Origin of the sequence: Streptomyces sp. RerS4 (assembly GCF_023515955.1) — a bacterium.
GTDB lineage: Bacteria > Actinomycetota > Actinomycetes > Streptomycetales > Streptomycetaceae > Streptomyces.
The window spans coordinates 1,452,999-1,469,533 of the sequence record NZ_CP097322.1; the positions used below are offsets into that span (position 1 = coordinate 1,452,999).

Annotated in this window: 16 protein-coding genes and 1 pseudogene; 6 read left to right on the forward strand and 11 right to left on the reverse strand. The window is 73.1% G+C overall.

Annotation, left to right across the window (positions count from 1 at the left end):
• Position 1: 1 nt before the first annotated feature.
• The gene (locus tag M4D82_RS06600) at positions 2 to 1,645 is read right to left on the reverse strand and encodes a thiamine pyrophosphate-binding protein (RefSeq protein WP_249765144.1); all 1,644 of its coding nucleotides are present in this window, start codon (positions 1,643 to 1,645) and stop codon (positions 2 to 4) included.
• A gap of 34 nt (positions 1,646 to 1,679) precedes the next feature.
• Positions 1,680 to 2,504 (reverse strand): type 1 glutamine amidotransferase domain-containing protein, encoded by an 825-nt coding sequence (locus M4D82_RS06605; protein WP_249765145.1) that lies wholly within the window; start codon positions 2,502 to 2,504, stop codon positions 1,680 to 1,682.
• A 274-nt stretch (positions 2,505 to 2,778) separates the two neighbouring features.
• Between M4D82_RS06605 and M4D82_RS06610 the strand changes: the two genes are divergently transcribed.
• The 5 genes from M4D82_RS06610 to M4D82_RS34275 all read left to right on the forward strand — a co-directional run bounded on the left by M4D82_RS06610 (position 2,779) and on the right by M4D82_RS34275 (position 6,292).
• Complete coding sequence (locus M4D82_RS06610) at positions 2,779 to 3,051, forward strand: UBP-type zinc finger domain-containing protein (RefSeq protein WP_249765146.1); 273 nt, start codon at positions 2,779 to 2,781, stop codon at positions 3,049 to 3,051.
• Between the two features lie 95 nt (positions 3,052 to 3,146).
• On the forward strand, positions 3,147 to 4,790 hold the full coding sequence (locus M4D82_RS06615) for an FAD-dependent oxidoreductase (protein WP_249771528.1): 1,644 nt from the start codon (positions 3,147 to 3,149) through the stop codon (positions 4,788 to 4,790).
• A gap of 70 nt (positions 4,791 to 4,860) precedes the next feature.
• The gene (abmR, locus tag M4D82_RS06620) at positions 4,861 to 5,373 is read left to right on the forward strand and encodes an ATP-binding transcription factor AbmR (protein ID WP_249765147.1); all 513 of its coding nucleotides are present in this window, start codon (positions 4,861 to 4,863) and stop codon (positions 5,371 to 5,373) included.
• A gap of 107 nt (positions 5,374 to 5,480) precedes the next feature.
• Positions 5,481 to 5,810 carry a putative quinol monooxygenase gene (locus M4D82_RS34270; RefSeq protein ID WP_349637046.1) on the forward strand — a complete coding sequence of 110 codons (330 nt, stop codon included), beginning with the start codon at positions 5,481 to 5,483 and terminating at the stop codon, positions 5,808 to 5,810.
• Entirely contained in the window at positions 5,807 to 6,292 is a 486-nt protein-coding gene (locus tag M4D82_RS34275) for a group II truncated hemoglobin (protein ID WP_349637047.1), read from the forward strand. The genes M4D82_RS34270 and M4D82_RS34275 overlap by 4 nt, the downstream gene beginning before the upstream one ends.
• Positions 6,293 to 6,355: 63 nt before the next feature.
• On the opposite strand, the gene M4D82_RS06630 is transcribed toward M4D82_RS34275, so the two are convergent.
• The 7 genes from M4D82_RS06630 to fmt all read right to left on the reverse strand — a co-directional run bounded on the left by M4D82_RS06630 (position 6,356) and on the right by fmt (position 12,085).
• Positions 6,356 to 6,730 carry a barstar family protein gene (locus M4D82_RS06630; RefSeq protein ID WP_249765148.1) on the reverse strand — a complete coding sequence of 125 codons (375 nt, stop codon included), beginning with the start codon at positions 6,728 to 6,730 and terminating at the stop codon, positions 6,356 to 6,358.
• Positions 6,727 to 7,191, reverse strand: a complete 465-nt coding sequence (locus M4D82_RS06635; protein ID WP_249765149.1) for a guanyl-specific ribonuclease — start codon at positions 7,189 to 7,191, stop codon at positions 6,727 to 6,729. Before M4D82_RS06635 ends, M4D82_RS06630 begins: the two co-directional genes overlap by 4 nt.
• A 58-nt stretch (positions 7,192 to 7,249) precedes the next feature.
• On the reverse strand, positions 7,250 to 7,471 hold the full coding sequence (locus M4D82_RS06640) for a hypothetical protein (RefSeq protein ID WP_249765150.1): 222 nt from the start codon (positions 7,469 to 7,471) through the stop codon (positions 7,250 to 7,252).
• 95 nt (positions 7,472 to 7,566) lie between these two features.
• On the reverse strand, positions 7,567 to 8,580 hold the full coding sequence (locus M4D82_RS06645) for a sugar-binding transcriptional regulator (RefSeq protein WP_249771530.1): 1,014 nt from the start codon (positions 8,578 to 8,580) through the stop codon (positions 7,567 to 7,569).
• 138 nt (positions 8,581 to 8,718) lie between these two features.
• Complete coding sequence (rpe, locus tag M4D82_RS06650) at positions 8,719 to 9,405, reverse strand: ribulose-phosphate 3-epimerase (RefSeq protein ID WP_249765151.1); 687 nt, start codon at positions 9,403 to 9,405, stop codon at positions 8,719 to 8,721.
• Positions 9,406 to 9,515: 110 nt separating this feature from the next.
• Positions 9,516 to 11,006 (reverse strand): RsmB/NOP family class I SAM-dependent RNA methyltransferase, encoded by a 1,491-nt coding sequence (locus tag M4D82_RS06655; RefSeq protein ID WP_249765152.1) that lies wholly within the window; start codon positions 11,004 to 11,006, stop codon positions 9,516 to 9,518.
• Positions 11,007 to 11,140: 134 nt separating this feature from the next.
• Positions 11,141 to 12,085 (reverse strand): methionyl-tRNA formyltransferase, encoded by a 945-nt coding sequence (gene fmt, locus M4D82_RS06660; RefSeq protein WP_249765153.1) that lies wholly within the window; start codon positions 12,083 to 12,085, stop codon positions 11,141 to 11,143.
• A gap of 251 nt (positions 12,086 to 12,336) precedes the next feature.
• On the opposite strand from fmt, the gene M4D82_RS06665 reads away from it, so the two are divergent.
• Positions 12,337 to 12,867: a hypothetical protein gene (locus M4D82_RS06665; RefSeq protein WP_249765154.1), complete on the forward strand. Its 531-nt coding sequence runs from the start codon at positions 12,337 to 12,339 to the stop codon at positions 12,865 to 12,867.
• A 156-nt stretch (positions 12,868 to 13,023) separates the two neighbouring features.
• On the opposite strand, the pseudogene M4D82_RS06670 reads toward M4D82_RS06665, so the two are convergent.
• Positions 13,024 to 15,070, reverse strand: a pseudogene (locus M4D82_RS06670) (primosomal protein N').
• A gap of 153 nt (positions 15,071 to 15,223) precedes the next feature.
• Positions 15,224 to 16,432 (reverse strand): methionine adenosyltransferase, encoded by a 1,209-nt coding sequence (gene metK, locus M4D82_RS06675; RefSeq protein WP_249765155.1) that lies wholly within the window; start codon positions 16,430 to 16,432, stop codon positions 15,224 to 15,226.
• Between the last annotated feature and the right edge of the window lie 103 nt (positions 16,433 to 16,535).

A 16,535-nucleotide genomic window follows, 5' to 3' on the forward strand; every position in this document is an offset into this window, starting at 1 on the left:
GTCAGATCTGGATGTCGACGAGGAACGGGCCGGGGTGGTCCAGCATCCGGCCCACCGCCGCGACCGCCTCGTCCGGCTTCTCCACCCGCGTCCCGTCGGCGCCCAGCGCACGGGCCAGCCCGGCGAAGTCGATCTCCGGGTGGGAGAGGTCGAAGGAGCCCGGGAAGCCGTGCTCCGGGATCTCCCGCTCCCGCCAGTACTGGGCGATGTTGTCGTCCAGCAGCCGGTACTTGCGGTTGTTGCAGACCACGAACTTGGCGTCGATCCCGTGCCGGACCGCCGTCCACAGCGCCTGGTAGGTGTACATGGACCCGCCGTCGCCCGCGAAGCCGACGACGAGCCGGTCCGGGTGGGCCAGCTTGGCGCCGACCGCCCCGGGGAAACCGATCCCGAGCGAGCCGCCCCGGGTGAGGTGGTAGTCGCCCGGTCGCTCCGCCGGCAGGTACCGGGTGACGAGCGGCGAGGTGGTGAGCGCCTCGTCGAAGACGATCAGGTCCCCGGCGGTGCGTTCGGCCAGCGTCCGCAGGAAGACGGCCATCGGCGTGTCGTCCCGCTCCCGCGACAGCTCCTCGCGGGCCCGTTCCCGGGTGCGTACGTCGAGCCGTGCCGCGGCCGCCGCCCGCCGGGCCGGGGTCATCCGCCGCTCCAGTACGCCGGCCAGTGCGCGCAGCGCCTGGCGCGGATCGGCGGCGAGGCCGAGGTCGACGGGGTGGTTCTTGGCGATCTCGTAGGCGTTGAGGTCGATGTGCACGACCCGGGCGCCCGGCCGGAAGGGGCTCTCCAGTTCGGGGAACACCTCGGGGAAGACGTAGGTGCCGACGATCAGCACCCCGTCGGCCCCGCCGACGAGTTCCCCGCTGTGCGGGCCGAACATGTGGCCGGTCTGGCCGCGGCGCAGCGGGTGCGAGGCCGCGATGTTGACCTCGGAGGAGTCGACCTCGTAGACGTCCGCCCCCAACAGCTCGGCGACGGCGACCAGTTCGACCTGCGCCCCGGAGAGCGCGACCCCGTCCCCGACGAGCACGACGGGCCGTTCGGCGTCGGCGAGCAGGTCGGCGGCCCGCCCCACCGACGCCGCCGACGGGGCCACGTCCGTGAGCGGGACCGCGGTGGGCAGGACGGGCTCGGAGTTCGGCTCGTCCAGCACGTCCATGGGCAGCGCCACGAACACCGGGCCGCGCGGCGGCGTCAGGGCGATCTTCACGGCCCGCCGGACGGTGCGCAGGACGGACCGCGGGTCGGTGACCCGGGTCGCGTACTTGGTGACCGGCTTGGCCAGGGCGACCAGGTCGCAGGCCATCTGCGCGTCCATGGCGTCGTAGCGGACGCCGGCGTCGCCGGCGACCACGACGAGCGGGGTGTGGCCGCGCAGCGACTGGTACAGCATGCCGATGCCGTTGCCGAGCCCCACGCCGGAGTGCAGCTGGAGCAGGGCCGCACCGCCGGTGGCGCGGGCGTAGCCGTCGGCGATGCCGGCGGCGACGGTTTCCTGGAGGGCGAGGACGTAGGAGAAGTCCGCCGCCGCGTCCACCGCGTCGAGGAATCCCTGCTCGACCGTTCCCGGATTTCCGAACATGACATTCAGGCCGTCGGCCTTGAACTGCTCGATCAGCCTTTCCCGGCCGGGAGTGGCTTCGGCGTTCATGGAACTCCCCCTCTTTTCTCGCACGTCTCGGCGATTACCAGCCGTAGCGGGTGAGACCGTCCTCCAGGACTTCCACGATCTTCTGCCCCGTGAGGTACGAGTCGGGGGTCGAACGTCCGGTGACGAACGGGTAGTCGACGATCACGGAGACCGGCTTTCCGAAATTGCCGTGATAGGCGCCGAGCGGGCCGGTCGCATCGCGCAGGATGTACTCCAGCGGGTACGGCGGCGGGCCCATGTTGAAGTCGGTACCGAGGAATCCGGTGCCGTCCTTGTAGTCGTACTCCTTGCAGTGGCCGGTCACGTGCTTGCCCCAGATGATGCTCTTGCGGTCGCCCCAGTCACGGGCGAAGGCCAGGCAGGCCACGCCGTAGCACTCGGCCGCCACGACCTTGCCCGCCCTGCGGAAGGCCAGGATCAGGGCGTGCACGCGCTCGTTGTTGGCGAGGTCGACGATGGGGCCGCTGCCACCGACGACGAGGATCGCGTCGTAATCGGCGATGTCCGCGTCGAGGCGGTCCAGGTCGCGGTTCCACTGCTCCAGCTTGCGCAGGTAGCCCTCGTCGCTGGTGTACGGGCGCTCGGGCACCCACGCCTCGATGTCGAGGGGCGTGTCGAGCCGGCTGGACCGCTCGAACTCGCGGCCCAGTCGGGCGTTCTCCTCGGTGGTGACCGAACGGCCCAGCGGGGGGTCGACGAAGTTCGCGTCGAGGCTCGGCGGAAGTGCGTGGGCACGCTTTCCGGTCGGCGTCGCGAATACGGTCTCGTAGCCCCGCTCATCGAACTTCGAAACGGGACCGATCAGTTCCTCGGCCCAGTAACCGTGTTCGGAGACAATGACCAGAATCTTTCTGCTCACAGATTCCTCCAGGCGCCGCCTGTTGTCGTTGGCATCCCTCACACTGCGTGCGGCCCGGGGCCCGCGTCAAAGGGCGTGAATGCGACTTCGTGAGGTAGCGGGCAAGGTCTTCGGGACACCTCACCTAGTCGGCCGGCGAGGTCAGGAAGTACCCGCCGGACTTCATGACCTCGGCCGGATCGGTGAACCTTTTCGACTTTCCCGCCCTAAGGTCGGCGACGCGCCGTGGGTGACGGGCGCGCGGGTCGAAGGCGCGAGGAGAGGGACGGGGACGATGACGAAGGACCTGTTGTGCACACACACCGACCGGATACGTCCGGTGAAACCCGGTACCGAGGGGTGCGAGGAGTGCCTCGCCTCCGGTGACACCTGGGTGCACCTGCGGATGTGCCTGAGCTGTGGTCATGTCGGATGCTGCGACTCGTCGAAGAACCGTCACGCCACACGGCACTACAAGGCGACCGCCCATCCCATCGCGGCCTCGCACGAGCCCGGTGAGGACTGGGCCTGGTGCTACGCCGACCAGCTGATGCTGGAACCCGCGTGAGCGCGGCCCCGGAGCGCGCCGCCGCTCCCGCCTCCGAGTCGGCCGAGGCCGCCGGCTCCGCGCCCGAGCGCGCCGAGAGCCGCAAGCCCGTCATCCTGGCCGTGGACGACGACCCGCAGGTCCTGCGCGCCGTCCGCCGCGACCTGCGCAGCGCCTACGGCGACCGCTACCGGGTGCTCGGCGCCTCCTCGGCCGCCGACGCCCTGAAGATCCTCGACTCCCTGGACGAGCGCGGGCACGACCCCGCGCTGTTCCTCGTCGACCAGCGGATGCCCGACGTGACCGGCGTGGAGTTCCTGTTGGAGGCCGTCAGCCGCTTCCCGGACGCCCGCCGGGTCCTGCTGACCGCGTACGCCGAAACGGACGCGGCCATCACCGCCATCAACCGGGTCCGGTTGGACTACTACCTGCTCAAGCCCTGGGACCCGCCGCACGAGCGGCTCTTCCCGGTGCTGGACGACCTGCTGTCCGACTGGCTGGCCACCTACCGGCCGGCCTACGACGGCATCATCGTCGCGGGCCACCTGGTCTCCCCCGGCACGCACGCCGTCCGGGACTTCTTCACCCGCAACGGACAGCCGTTCCGCTTCCTGAACGTCGAGCGCGATCCGGAGGCGCTGACCGTGATCGCCGCCGCGCAGGCGGGCGCGGCGCTCCCGCTGGTCCGCTTCCCCGACGGCACGGTGCTCTCCGCGCCGACCGACACCGAGCTCGCCCGGCGCCTGGGCCTGGCCACCACCGCCTCGCGCCCGCACTACGAGTGCGTGATCGTCGGCGCGGGACCCGCCGGGCTGGCCGCCGGGGTGTACTCCGCCTCCGAGGGGCTGTCCACGCTGATGCTGGACTCCCGCGCCCCGGGCGGCCAGGCCGGCACCTCCAGCCTGATCGAGAACTACCTGGGCTTCCCCTCAGGCCTCTCCGGCGGGGACCTGACCCGTCGGGCCACCATCCAGGCCACCCGCTTCGGCGCCGAGATCCTGCACCCGGTCGAGGTGGTCTCCCTGACCCGGGACGACCCGGCGAAGATCCTGACCCTGGCGGACGGTACGGAGATCAGCGCCGAGACGGTGCTGCTGGCCACCGGGGTCTCGTACAACCGGCTCCAGGCGCCCGGCGCGGACCGCTTCGAGGGCGCCGGCCTGTACTACGGCGCGGCGACGACGGAGAGTTCGGCCTGCATCTCGCAGCACGTGTTCATCGTCGGCGGCGCCAACTCGGCCGGTCAGGCGGCGGTCCACTTCGCCAAGTACGCGGCCCGGGTGACGATCCTGGTCCGCGCGGGTTCCCTGGACGCGAGCATGTCGCGGTACCTGATCGACGAGATCGAGCGGACCCCCAACATCGAGGTCCGGGTCCGCACCACGGTGGTCGCGCTGGACGGCGACGAACACCTGGAGCGGATCACCCTCCACGACGCCGACACCGGCGAGGACACCGTCACCCCGGCCCGGTTCATGTTCACCTTCATCGGCGCCCGCCCGCACACGGACTGGCTGGACCGGGTCGTGGAGCGCGACGACCACGGCTTCGTGCTGACCGGCTCCGACCTGATCTCCAACGGCGGCGAGCTGCCCGCCGAATGGAGCCTGGAGCGGGCCCCGTACCCGTTGGAGACCAGCGTTCCCGGCGTCTTCGCGGCGGGCGACGTGCGGGCCCACTCGGTCAAGCGGGTGGCCTCGGGCGTGGGCGAGGGCGCGATGGCGGTCTCGCTGATCCACCGCTACCGGTCGATGGGCTGAGAGCGAACAGGGCGCCCGGACGGTGCCCGACCCTTGCGATCAAGAAGGAAACGGATGCAGCGTTGATTACATGATTACAGCCGAACAGAGCGAGAAGCTCCGCGCCTGGTTCGCGGAGCGCCTGCCGGTCGACGTCTACGCGTCCCTCGTCTCGGTCACCGTCGACCGGGAGGAAATCACGGTCGTCGGAGAGATCCCGCCGTCCGAGTCGGTCAAGGAGTTCCGCGAGCGCACCCGCGAGCAGCGCGTCGAAGTGGCCCGTGAGGCCGAGGAGCTCTACCGCCGCAAGGTGGCCTGGGGAGTACGGGCGGGTGGGGAGACGGTCCTGTTCACCCACCTCGCCGTCCCCGTCATGACCCGGCTGCGCCAGTCCGAGCGCCAGGTGCTCGACACCCTGGTCGCCGGCGGTGTGGCGCGCAGCCGGGCCGACGCCCTGGCCTGGTGCGTACGCCTGGTCGGGCGCAACACGGACGCCTGGCTCACCGAGCTGCGCACCTCCCTCGACGAGGTCCAGCGGGTCCGTGCGCAGGGCCCGGACCTCCGTCAGGCCGCCGAGGACGCGGAGGACGCCGAGGACGCGTGAGCGGACCTCCGGAAGTCGCGGTCCGAGTAACGGAACCCGTGGCCGGGCACGCATGATCGCGCAAGGGTAGCCGCGACCACCTGATCCCAGGGAGAGGCACGCACACCATGACGACCACCGTCGAGTACATCCGCTACCGGATCGCCTCGCAGGACCAGCAGGCGTTCGAGGACGCGTACGGCCGGGCGGCCGAGGCCCTGGCCGCTTCCCCCGAGTGCATCGACTACGAGCTGGCCCACAACACGGAAGACACCGAGCGCTACATCCTGCGCATCCGCTGGACCTCGGTCGACGCGCACCTGGGCGGCTTCCGCAAGGGCGAGCACTTCCCGGCGTTCTTCAGCGCGATCCGCCCGTACGTGACGAACATCGAGGAGATGCAGCACTACAGCGCGACCGACGTGGTCGGTCCGGGGAAGGCCGCCGGCGCCTCATGAGCACCACACCCACGATCTACGAGTGGATGGGCGGCGAGGAGGCGATGAACCGCCTCACCGACGCCTTCTACGGTCACGCCCTCCAGGACGAGATCCTGGCCCCCGTCTTCGCGGGGATGGACGCGGGGCACCCGCGCCACGTCGCGGTGTGGCTGGCGGAGGTCTTCGGCGGCCCGAGCGACTACTCCGCCCACCACGGCGGACACCGGCACATGGCGACCAAGCACCTGGGCCGCGCCATCACCGAGCGCCAGCGCCGCCGCTGGGTGGACCTGCTGCTGGACACGGCCGACGAGGTCGGCCTGCCGACGGACCCGGAGTTCCGCGCGGTGTTCGTCTACTACATCGAGTGGGGCACCCGGATGGCCCTGATCTACTCGGGCCCCAACCCGCCGCCGGTGGACGCGGCGAAGATCCCCGTCTGGTCCTGGGGCCAGACCCCGCCGTGGCAGCCGCAGCCGAAGGCCGCCCCGGCCGAGTGAGACCCGGGAACCGGTGAGCCCGTGGGGTGGTCCGCCGCCCCACGGGCTCCGTCGGCTCTCGGCTCAGCGCCGCTCGGGCGCCGCGAGGACCACCGTCAGCGGCGGTTCCCCCTCGGCCTCGCGCCAGAAGTCGACCGCCTCCCCGAGGATCTCCGTCAGGGTGTCCCAGTCCTCCGGCCGCTCGGCGGCGTAGGACCGCCAGGAGGTGACGGCGATCAGCCGCCCCGGCGCCGGCGGCAGCCAGGACAGGTCGACCAGGACATCCGCGAGCGCGTCCCAGTTCCCGCCGAACCACTCCGGCGCGTCCAGCGCCCGCGCGCAGCACCGCATCAGCGCCGCCTTGCTCCGTACGCCGCCCAGGTCCAGCACCACGGTGGTCCAGCCCGCCTCCCGCGCGGCCGCGAGGGCGGGGGCGAGCGGCTGCGGGTCCAGGCTCATCGGAGTACCGCCTTGAAGGTCCGGTAGTGGTCGTCCGTGTAGTAGAACTCCCCGCCCCGACCGGTCACGATCCGGCGGGCCCCGCGGTCACGCGACCCCGGCGTCTTCACGGTGAACTCGTGGTAGTAGCCGCGCCTCTGCCTGGGCAGGGCCTTCTCGAAGTTGCCGAAGACCGTCCCGTCCTGCCGGTACGCGTACGGGCCGCCGCGGTCGATCAGGGCCAGCACCTCCCGCGCCTGCGGCGGCAGCGCGTCGGCCCGTACGGTCGCCATCCCCTTGGCCCACGCGGGCGGGGGCACGGCGGAGGCACCGACGGAGGCGTCGGCGGAAGGGCTCGCGGGCGCGCGCGGCGTGGACGTGGACGGGGCGCCGCCGCAGGCGACGGCACCGACCAGCACGACGCAGAGGAACAGTGCCCCCAGGACACGCGACAGCAACCGGGGGACGTTCCGAAGGATCATGCCCCGATCGTGCCAAACATCCGATTCGCCCGCGAATCGTCCGAATCGGGTGGTGGTGTCAGAGGACGGACATCTTGGTGTAGGGGCTCAGGATTCGTTTCTGGACCGATCCGAAGTCCACGAGGACGGCGATGCCCTCCTCGACACCGACGACACGGCCGAGGCCGTGCTCGTCGTGACTCACCCGGTCCCCGACCCCGAAGTGCCGCAGGGGCGCTTCCACGGGAGCCTTGAACGGGCTGGACGGCAAATGGCGGCGAGGTACTGCTGACTTGGTCATCGAGTCCAGTATGCGCCCCGAAACGCCTCCGGCGGCCCGCTGTTCGGGTTTCGATCGGGACACCTTCCGCACCACCGGCCGCGCGGGCGGTCGGCTCAGTCGTCCGGATCGGCCCGATCCAGCGCCGGCCGAAGCCCCGGAGCGGACTCCGTCAGCAGGTAATCCGCGACGGCGGTATCGGTGACGAGGCTGGTCACGAGCCCGGAGCGGAGCACCGCACCGATGGCGGCGGCCTTGCGCAGCCCGCCCGCGATCGCCACGACCTCGGGGATCCGACGCAGCCGGTCGGCCTCCACCGTGATGCAGCGCTCACCCAGATCCCGACCGACACGACGCCCCTCGGCGTCGAACAGATGGGCGGACATTTCGGCCGCCACGCCGAGGGAGGCGTAGTGGGCCCGCTCCTCGTCGGTCAGCATGTCGTGGACGGTCGAGATGCCCGGCTCCCACGAGCCGATCGACACGGCCGCGACGGTCACCTTGTCGAAGTACTCGAAGGCGCGGGCGATCCCCGTCTGGCTGCGCAGCGCCGCGGCCGTCGCCGGGTCGGGCAGCAGCATCGGCGCGTAGATCGGGTGCGCGTCCCCGCCGGAGACCTGCGCGGCCCTGCGGACGGCCTCCACGGACCCGCGCTCGGCGGTGCCCGCGTCGTAGACGCCGGTCAGCTGGACGACGGTGCACGGCGGCAGCCGGTGCAGGGAGGCGGCCATGTGGATGGTCGAGCGGCCCCACGCCAGCCCGAGCACATCGCCCTCGTTGACCAGCTCGCCCAGCAGATCGGCCGCGACCGCGCCCAGGTTCTCCGGGTCCGGCGCGTCCTCCGTCGTATCGGCCGGGGACTCGACCACGACGGCGTGCCGCAGCCCGTACCGGGCCCGGAGCGCGTCGGAGCGCTCCGCGTCCAGTTCGGCCGGCACCCGGATCTCGATGCGTACGAGGTCGCGTTCGAGGGCGGTCTCCAGGACCCGGGCCACCTTGAAGCGGCTGACGCCGAACTCCTCCGCGATCTGGATCTTGGACTTGCCCTCCAGGTAGAAGCGGCGGGCCATGGCCGCCGCCTGCACCAGCTCCGCGGGTCCCATCCGCAGGGCTGACCGTCCCGCCGACATAGCAGACACCGCGTTCTCCTCACTGCTGTTCACACTGTCGTGTTCACACTCTCGACTCGCCGTTCATCCTGTCAGATCCGACGGCCGTTGATCAGCCCGGAAGGCATCCGTTCACCGAGCTGTTCACCCACGCTTGTCTCAGTGGTCGCAAGCCCAGGGCGCCGCGGCGATCGCCGCGCCCGCCTGCTCGCGCAGGGTCCGCACCGCGGCGGCCGGGTCGACCGCGCCGTATACGGCGCTGCCCGCCACGAACACGTCCGCGCCCGCCTCCGCGACGCGCTCGATCGTCGAGGCCGAGACCCCGCCGTCGACCTGGACCCACAGGTCCAGCCCGTGCTTGGCGATCAGTTCCCGGGTGCGCCGCACCTTGGGCAGCATGATGTCGAGGAAGGACTGACCGCCGAATCCCGGCTCGACCGTCATGATCAGCACCATGTCGAGCTCGGGGAGGATGTCCTCGTACTGCTCGATCGGCGTGCCCGGCTTGAGTGCCATGGCCGCACGGGCCCCCTTGGCCCGGATCTCCCGCGCGAGGCGCACCGGCGCGGCGGCGGCCTCGGCGTGGAAGGTGACGCTGCCGGCGCCGGCCTCCACGTACTGCGGCGCCCAACGGTCGGGGTCCTCGATCATCAGGTGCAGGTCCAGCGGGATGTCCGTGGCGCGGCTGAGGGACTCCACGATCGGCATGCCGAGGGTGAGGTTCGGGACGAAATGGTTGTCCATGACGTCGACGTGCAGCCAGTCGGCCCCCTCGACGGCCCTGGCCTCCTCGGCGAGGCGGGCGAAGTCGGCGGACAGGATGCTGGGATTGATCTGAACGGCCATGCCCCAAGCGTGCCATGCCCCCGACCGCTTCCGGCCACGGCCCCGACATGCGGGGGCCGCACCGGAGACCACCGGTACGGCCCACCGCCGGCCGACCTGCGCCGGCCGACCTACGCCGTGCGGCGCAGCAGGGCCAGGTACATCGCGTCCGTGCCGTGCAGGTGCGGCCACAGCTGGACGTCCGGCCCGTCGCCGAGGGCGGGGACGCCCTCCATGTACGGGCGGGCGTCGATCAGCTCCGCCGACACCGGGTCGAAGCCCGCGCCCCGGCCCTTGAGGACGTCGTCCACGACCACCCGCGTCTCCGCGAGGTGCGGGGAACAGGTGGCGTAGCCGACGACGCCGCCCACCCGGACCGCCGAGAGGGCCTCGCGCAGCAGCGCCCGCTGGAGCGGGGCGAAGCCCTCCAGGTCCTCCGGGCGCCGCCGCCAGCGGGCCTCGGGACGGCGCCGCAGCGCGCCCAGGCCGGAGCAGGGGACGTCCATCAGGACCCGGTCGAAGGAGCCCGGCCGCCACGGCGGTCGGGTGCCGTCGGCGGCGATGACCTGGTACGGGCCGGGGTTGCCGGCCAGCGCGCGCTCCACGAGCCGGGCGCGGTGCGGCTGCTTCTCGGAGGCCAGCAGGAACGCCCCGCGCTCCGCGGCGAGCGCGCCGAGCAGGGCCGCCTTGCCGCCCGGTCCCGCGCACCCGTCCAGCCAGCGTTCGTCACGGCCCTCGACGGGGGCCGCGGCGAGGGCCATCGCCACGAGCTGGCTGCCCTCGTCCTGGACGCCCGCGCGCCCCTCGCGCACCGCCTCCAGCGCGCCCGGCTCGCCGCCCTCGGCCATCCGTACCGCGTACGGGGACCAGCGGCCCGGGAGCGCCGAGTCCTCGCCGACGGCCGCGAGCAGCTCCTCGGGGGTGGAGCGGCCGGGCCGGGCGACGAGGGTGACCTCGGGCCGCTCGTTGTCGGCTTCGAGGAGGTCCTCGATGCCGGCGCGGCCACCGCCCAGGGAGTCCCACAGTGCGCTCACGACCCAGCGCGGGTGCGAGTGGTAGACGGCGAGGTGTTCCTCGGCGTCCTCCTCGTAGGGCGGCGCGACCCGCTCCAGCCAGCCGTCGAGGTCGTGCGCGGAGATCTTGCGCAGCACGGCGTTGACGAATTTGGCGCGGCCGTCGCCGAGGACCACGCGGGCCAGCTCGACGCTGGCGGAGACGGCGGCGTGCGTGGGGATGCGGGTGCCGAGCAGCTGGTGCGCGCCCAGCGAGAGCACGTCCAGGACCGGCGGGTCCACCTCGCGCAGCGGCCGGTCGATGCAGGCCTTGATCACCGCGTCGTAGGTGCCCTGCCGGCGCAGGGTGCCGTAGACCAGCTCGGTGGCCAGGGCCGCGTCGCGGGCCTCGAAGCCCTCGTTCTGCCGGGCCTTCTTCAGCAGCGGGGGCAGGACGAGGTTGGCGTAGGCGTCGCGCTCGTCCACCGCCCGCAGCGCCTCGAAGGCCAGCATCCGGACGGGGTCCTTCTGCGGCCGGCGGTAGGGCTTGCCCGGACGGCCGTCCTGCTTGCCGGACGGCTTGCCGCCGCCTGCGGGACGACGGCCGGGCTGACGGGGCTGTTCGCTCACGTGAAAGGTGCTCCGGGGATACGGGTTCGCTACGGGTGTTTCGGGGGTGAGGCGCGGGTGCGGCGCCGGGTGTGCGGCGCGGATGTGCGGCGCGGTCGCGGGTGTGACGGCCGGGGCCGTCACCGTGGCCGCTATCAGCCTACGTCGGCCCCGCCGAGGCGCTCGCCGGGAGCGATCCGCACCCCGCGCGCCCAGTCGGCGCCCTTCATCGGCTTCTTGCCCTGCGGCTGCACCCACAGCAGCTCGACGGCGTGCGAGCCGGTGCCGACGTACACGTTGTTCTTGGCGGGGGCGAGCACGCCGGGCGCCAGGTCTTTCCGGTCGGGAACGAGGCCGACCGAGATCAGCTTGAGCCGCTCGCCCCGGAAGACGGTCCACGCGCCGGGCGCCGGCGTGCAGCCGCGCACCACGCGGTCGGCGCGCAGCGCGGGCGCGGTCCAGTCGATCCGGGCGTCCTCGACGGTGATCTTCGGCGCGAGGGAGACGCCCTCGGCGGCCTGCTCGACGGCGCGCAGGGTGCCGTCCTCGATGCCGTCCATGGTCGCGGACAGCAGGCCGGCGCCGGCGAAGGCGAGCCGCGTGAGCAGGTCACCGCTGGTGTCCGTGGGGCGGACCTCCTCGGTGAGGACGCCGAAGACCGGTCCGGTGTCGAGGCCCTCCTCGATCCGGAAGGTGGAGGCGCCGGTGACCTCGTCGCCGGCCATGATCGAGTGCTGGACGGGCGCCGCGCCGCGCCAGGCGGGCAGCAGCGAGAAGTGCAGGTTGACCCAGCCGTGGCGGGGGATCTCCAGGGCGCTCTTGGGGATGAGCGCGCCGTAGGCGACGACCGGGCAGCAGTCGGGGGCGATCTCGCGCAGGCGGGCCTGGAAGGCCTCGTCGCGCGGCCGGACCGGCTTGAGGACCTCGATGCCGGCCTCTTCGGCCCGCTCGGCGACGGGGCTGGCGACGAGCCGTCGGCCGCGTCCGGCCGGTGCGTCGGGTCGGGTGACAACCGCGGCGATCTCGTGCCGCCCGGAGGCGATCAGGGCGTCCAGGGCGGGCACGGCGACCTCGGGGGTGCCTGCGAAGACCAGCTTCACCGGTTCCTACCTCGCTATCTCGGCTGTCAGCAGCGCACCAGTCTAGGCTGCGTCCACGGGGCGGCCCACCTGCGGTGTCCAGGGGGCGTACGCACATCCACGCGCCTCTCGCATATGCCGACACGCCCCCGAAGCGTGACCTGGGCGCCCGCTGACGCGTTGGTCAAGAGAGATTGACCGAAACGGGCCGCGAATGAGAACGGTGTCTGCGGCCCGATCCGCTCTTCAGCACCGGTTCGAGAGGCTTCTTCATGGCCGACCACGCCACCCATGACGCCCAAGCACGGGCCAGTCTGCACCTCCTGGTGCGGGACATCGAGCGGGTTCGCCGGCAGGTGGACGCTCTGCGGACGCTCACCGCCCAGCTCGGCAACGTGTACCGCCCGCGCCGCTCCGGACCCTCCACGGGCTTCGTCGTCTACGGCAGGGCGCCCGCGCCCACCGTGCGTCTCGCGCAGGAGCTGCGGGACAGCGTCGAGACCCTGGTCACCGCCGCCGTGGACTTCGACCGCTCCCTCGGCTTCTCCTGGGACGCCGTCGGCTCCGCGCTCGGCGTCACCAAGCAGGCCGTCCACCGCCGGTACGGGGCCCGCCGCGCGCAGGCCGCCGAGGCGGCGGAGCAGCCGGCCGAGGGCACCACGACCCGGCCCCTGGGACCGCTCTCCACGATCCCCGCGGCCCGTTCCGTGCCCCCGCAGCCGGTCCGCGAGGAGTCCCAGGCCGGTGTTCCGGCGGTGTCGGCGGCCCGGTCGGCCGCCTTCCCCGGCCCCCGCAACGGCTGACCCGCCGCCCACCCGTCACCGCCGGGTCGCCGACCCCCGACGGCCGGGTTCGCGGCGCCGTGACCCCCGCCCCCGGCGGAGCGCCCCTCCCGGGGCCGCCCCGCCGGGGGTTTCGGCCGTCCGGGGGCGTCAAGCGGCGTCAACCACGATCGGCCCTCACCCGATGTCCGGCGGGTCGATCCGGATCCGGACCGCCTCCGCCGCCGGTACGCCCCGCGCCAGCCGGGCGGCCTGCGCCGACTTGAGGGCGGCCGCCAGCGCGGCCCCGCTGCCCGGCGGCACCCGTACGAGGACCCGTTCCCCCGGCGAGGGCTCCCCGCGCCGCGCGGGGAGCGGTACGGGGCCCAGTACCTCGGCGTCGGCCGGCAGCTCGGCGGCGGCGAGGAAGGCCTCCAACGACTCCCCCCGGCCCGCGACGGCGGCCATCCGCGACACGGGCGGGAAGCCCAGCTGCGCCCGCTCGGCGAGTTCCCGTACGGCGTGCCCCACCGGGTCCCAGCGCACCAGGGCCTGCACGGGCCGCAGCGTCGGCTCGGCGACCACCACCACCTGCCCGTCGGGGCGCACCAGCGAGGCGGCCCCGATCCAGCGGCGCAGCGCGTCCTCCCCCGCCCGCAGGTCGGGCCGGGTCAGCATGGCCCAGCCGTCCAGCAGCAGCGCCGCCGCGTACCCGGCGCCGGCGGCGACCGGTTCGGCGCCCGGGGTGGACACCACCAGTGCGGGGCGGTCCGGCACCTCGTCCAGGACGTGGTCGCGCCCGGAGGTCCGTACGGCCACGGCGGGGAAGGCCCGGCCCAGCTCCTCGGCGGTGCGTCGCGCGCCCACGACCTGGGCCCGCAGCCGGAAGGAGCCGCACTCCTCGCAGTGCCAGGCGTGCTCGGCCCGACCGCACCAGCCGCAATGCAGGTCCCGCTCGTCGGGCGCCTCCAGGGGCCCCGCGCACACGGTGCAGCGGGCCGGGGTGCGGCAGCGCTCGCAGGCCAGCCGGGGCACGTACCCGCGCCGGGGCACCTGCACCAGCACGGGCCCGCTCTTCAGCCCCTCCCGGACGGTCTCCCAGGCCAGGCTGGGCAGCCGGGCGGCGCGGGCCGCCCCGTCGCGGGCCAGCAGTTCGTCGCCGACGGTGCGGATGCGGGGCGCGTGGGCCCGTACGGTCTCGCGGTCGGCGACCAGCGGACGGGCCCAGCCGGACTCGACGAGCTGGGCGGCCTCGACGGTGCAGCCGGTCGCGCCGATCAGGAAACCGCAGCCCTCGCTGACCGCGCGCAGCTCCAGGACCTCGCGGACGTGCGGGAACGGCGCGTGGTCGTCGGCGTGGCTGGAGTCCCCGTCGTCCCAGACGGCGACGAGCCCGAGGTCGCGCACCGGGGCGAACATCGCGGCCCGGGTGCCGACGACGGCCCGCACCGAGCCCCGGCTGACGGCGAGCCACTGGGCGTAGCGCTTCTCGGGGCCGGACTCGGCGGTCAGCAGGGCGTGCCGGCCGGCGCCCAGCAGGTCGGTGAGGGCCGTATCGAGCCGGGAGGCGGCGCGCCCGTCGGGCACCACCGCGAGGGCGCCGCGCCCGGAGGCGAGGGTGGCCGCCATGGCGCGGGCGAGCTCGTCCGCCCAGCCGGGGCCGGGCAGCGCCGTCCACACGGCGCGGGGGCGCCGCCGCCGCCAGGGCGCGCAGGAAGGCGGGGCCCGCGCCGTAGCGGGTCCAGCCGGCGGGCTCGGGGACGCCGGGCGGGGGCAGCGGCTCGGGCGAGGGCCGGGCCTCGGCGCGGGCGTTGCGCGGGGGCAGGGCGAGCTGGAGCACGTCGGCCAGGCTGCCCGCGTAGCGGTCGGCGACGGCCTGGGCGAGGGCCAGCATCCGGGGGCCGAGGACCACCTCGGGCGAGACGACCTGCGCGAGCGCGGCCAGGGCCCCGTCGTAGTCGGACTCGGCCCGCCGCTCGACGATGAACCCGTCGATGAGCCCGCCGCCCTCGCGGCGACCGCCGTGGACCCGGTGGGAGCCCGCGCCGAAGCGGACCCGGACGCGGACGCCCGGCTGCGCGGCCTCGGACAGCTCGGCGGGCACGGCGTAGTCGAAGAGCCGGTCGAGGTGGAGCATCCCCTTGTTGACGAGGACCCGCGCGACCGGCAGCTCCTGGGCCAGCGCGGCGCCGCGCCAGGTGCGCGGCTTGGCCTTGGGCGCCTTGGCCTTCGCCTCGGCGACCATCTCCCGGATCAGTGCGAGCTGTTCCGGCGGGGAATCGTTCGCGCTGCTCACACCAGCATTCTTACCAAACCCCACTGACAGGCAGGACATGCGAACGGCCCCGGACCGTCGAGGGTCCGGGGCCGTCCGTCACAGGCGGTGGTGCCTACGGGCTTACAGGCCGGCGGCGGCGCGCAGGGCGTCGACGCGGTCGGTGCGCTCCCAGGTGAAGTCCGGCAGCTCGCGGCCGAAGTGGCCGTAGGCGGCGGTCTGGGCGTAGATCGGCCGCAGCAGGTCCAGGTCGCGGATGATCGCGGCCGGACGCAGGTCGAAGACCTCGCCGATCGCGTCCTCGATCTTCTGGACCTCGACCTTGGCGGTGCCGAAGGTCTCCACGAAGAGACCGACGGGCTCGGCCTTGCCGATCGCGTACGCGACCTGGACCTCGCAGCGCGCGGCCAGGCCGGCGGCGACGACGTTCTTGGCGACCCAGCGCATCGCGTACGCGGCGGAGCGGTCGACCTTCGACGGGTCCTTGCCGGAGAAGGCGCCGCCACCGTGACGGGCCATGCCGCCGTAGGTGTCGATGATGATCTTGCGGCCGGTCAGGCCGGCGTCGCCCATCGGGCCGCCGATCTCGAAGCGACCGGTCGGGTTGACCAGCAGGCGGTAGCCCTCGGTGTCCAGCTTGATGCCGTCCTCGACGAGCTGCGCGAGCACGTGCTCGACGACGAACTCGCGGATGTCGGGCGCGAGCAGCGAGTCGAGGTCGATGTCGGCGGCGTGCTGCGAGGACACGACGACGGTGTCCAGGCGCACGGCCTTGTCGCCGTCGTACTCGATGGTGACCTGGGTCTTGCCGTCGGGGCGCAGGTACGGGATGGTCCCGTTCTTGCGGACCTCGGACAGCCGCTTGGAGAGGCGGTGCGCGATGTGGATCGGGAGCGGCATCAGCTCGGGCGTCTCGTCGCAGGCGTAGCCGAACATCAGGCCCTGGTCGCCGGCGCCCTGCTTGTCGAGCTCGTCCTCGTCGCCCTCGACGCGCTGCTCGTACGCCGTGTCGACGCCCTGCGCGATGTCGGGGGACTGCGCGCCGATGGACACCGACACGCCACAGGAGGCGCCGTCGAAGCCCTTCTTCGACGAGTCGTAGCCGATGTCGAGGATCTTGTCGCGGACGAGCTGGGCGATCGGCGCGTACGCCTTCGTCGTGACCTCGCCGGCGATGTGGACGAGACCGGTGGTGATGAGAGTCTCCACGGCCACACGCGAGGTCGGGTCCTCGGTGAGGAGCGCGTCGAGGATCGTGTCGCTGATCTGGTCAGCGATCTTGTCGGGGTGACCCTCGGTCACGGACTCCGAGGTGAACAGGCGACGGGACACAACGCTCCCTGGGGTTGCAGCGGCTGCTGGCTGATCATTTGGCGGAACCACACCGGGGGCTGCGCCCGATCACGTTCCGGTGGCAGTTTATCGGTCGCCACCC

Coding starts and splice junctions, on each gene's coding strand:
- M4D82_RS06610 (WP_249765146.1), top strand. CDS start 2,779: ATGACGAAGGACCTGTTGTGCACACACACCGACCGGATACGTCCGGTG.
- rpe (WP_249765151.1), bottom strand. CDS start 9,405: ATGGCCGTTCAGATCAATCCCAGCATCCTGTCCGCCGACTTCGCCCGC.
- M4D82_RS06640 (WP_249765150.1), bottom strand. CDS start 7,471: ATGACCAAGTCAGCAGTACCTCGCCGCCATTTGCCGTCCAGCCCGTTC.
- M4D82_RS06645 (WP_249771530.1), bottom strand. CDS start 8,580: ATGTCGGCGGGACGGTCAGCCCTGCGGATGGGACCCGCGGAGCTGGTG.
- M4D82_RS34275 (WP_349637047.1), top strand. CDS start 5,807: ATGAGCACCACACCCACGATCTACGAGTGGATGGGCGGCGAGGAGGCG.
- abmR (WP_249765147.1), top strand. CDS start 4,861: ATGATTACAGCCGAACAGAGCGAGAAGCTCCGCGCCTGGTTCGCGGAG.
- M4D82_RS06600 (WP_249765144.1), bottom strand. CDS start 1,645: ATGAACGCCGAAGCCACTCCCGGCCGGGAAAGGCTGATCGAGCAGTTC.
- M4D82_RS06635 (WP_249765149.1), bottom strand. CDS start 7,191: ATGATCCTTCGGAACGTCCCCCGGTTGCTGTCGCGTGTCCTGGGGGCA.
- M4D82_RS06665 (WP_249765154.1), top strand. CDS start 12,337: ATGGCCGACCACGCCACCCATGACGCCCAAGCACGGGCCAGTCTGCAC.
- M4D82_RS34270 (WP_349637046.1), top strand. CDS start 5,481: ATGACGACCACCGTCGAGTACATCCGCTACCGGATCGCCTCGCAGGAC.
- M4D82_RS06630 (WP_249765148.1), bottom strand. CDS start 6,730: ATGAGCCTGGACCCGCAGCCGCTCGCCCCCGCCCTCGCGGCCGCGCGG.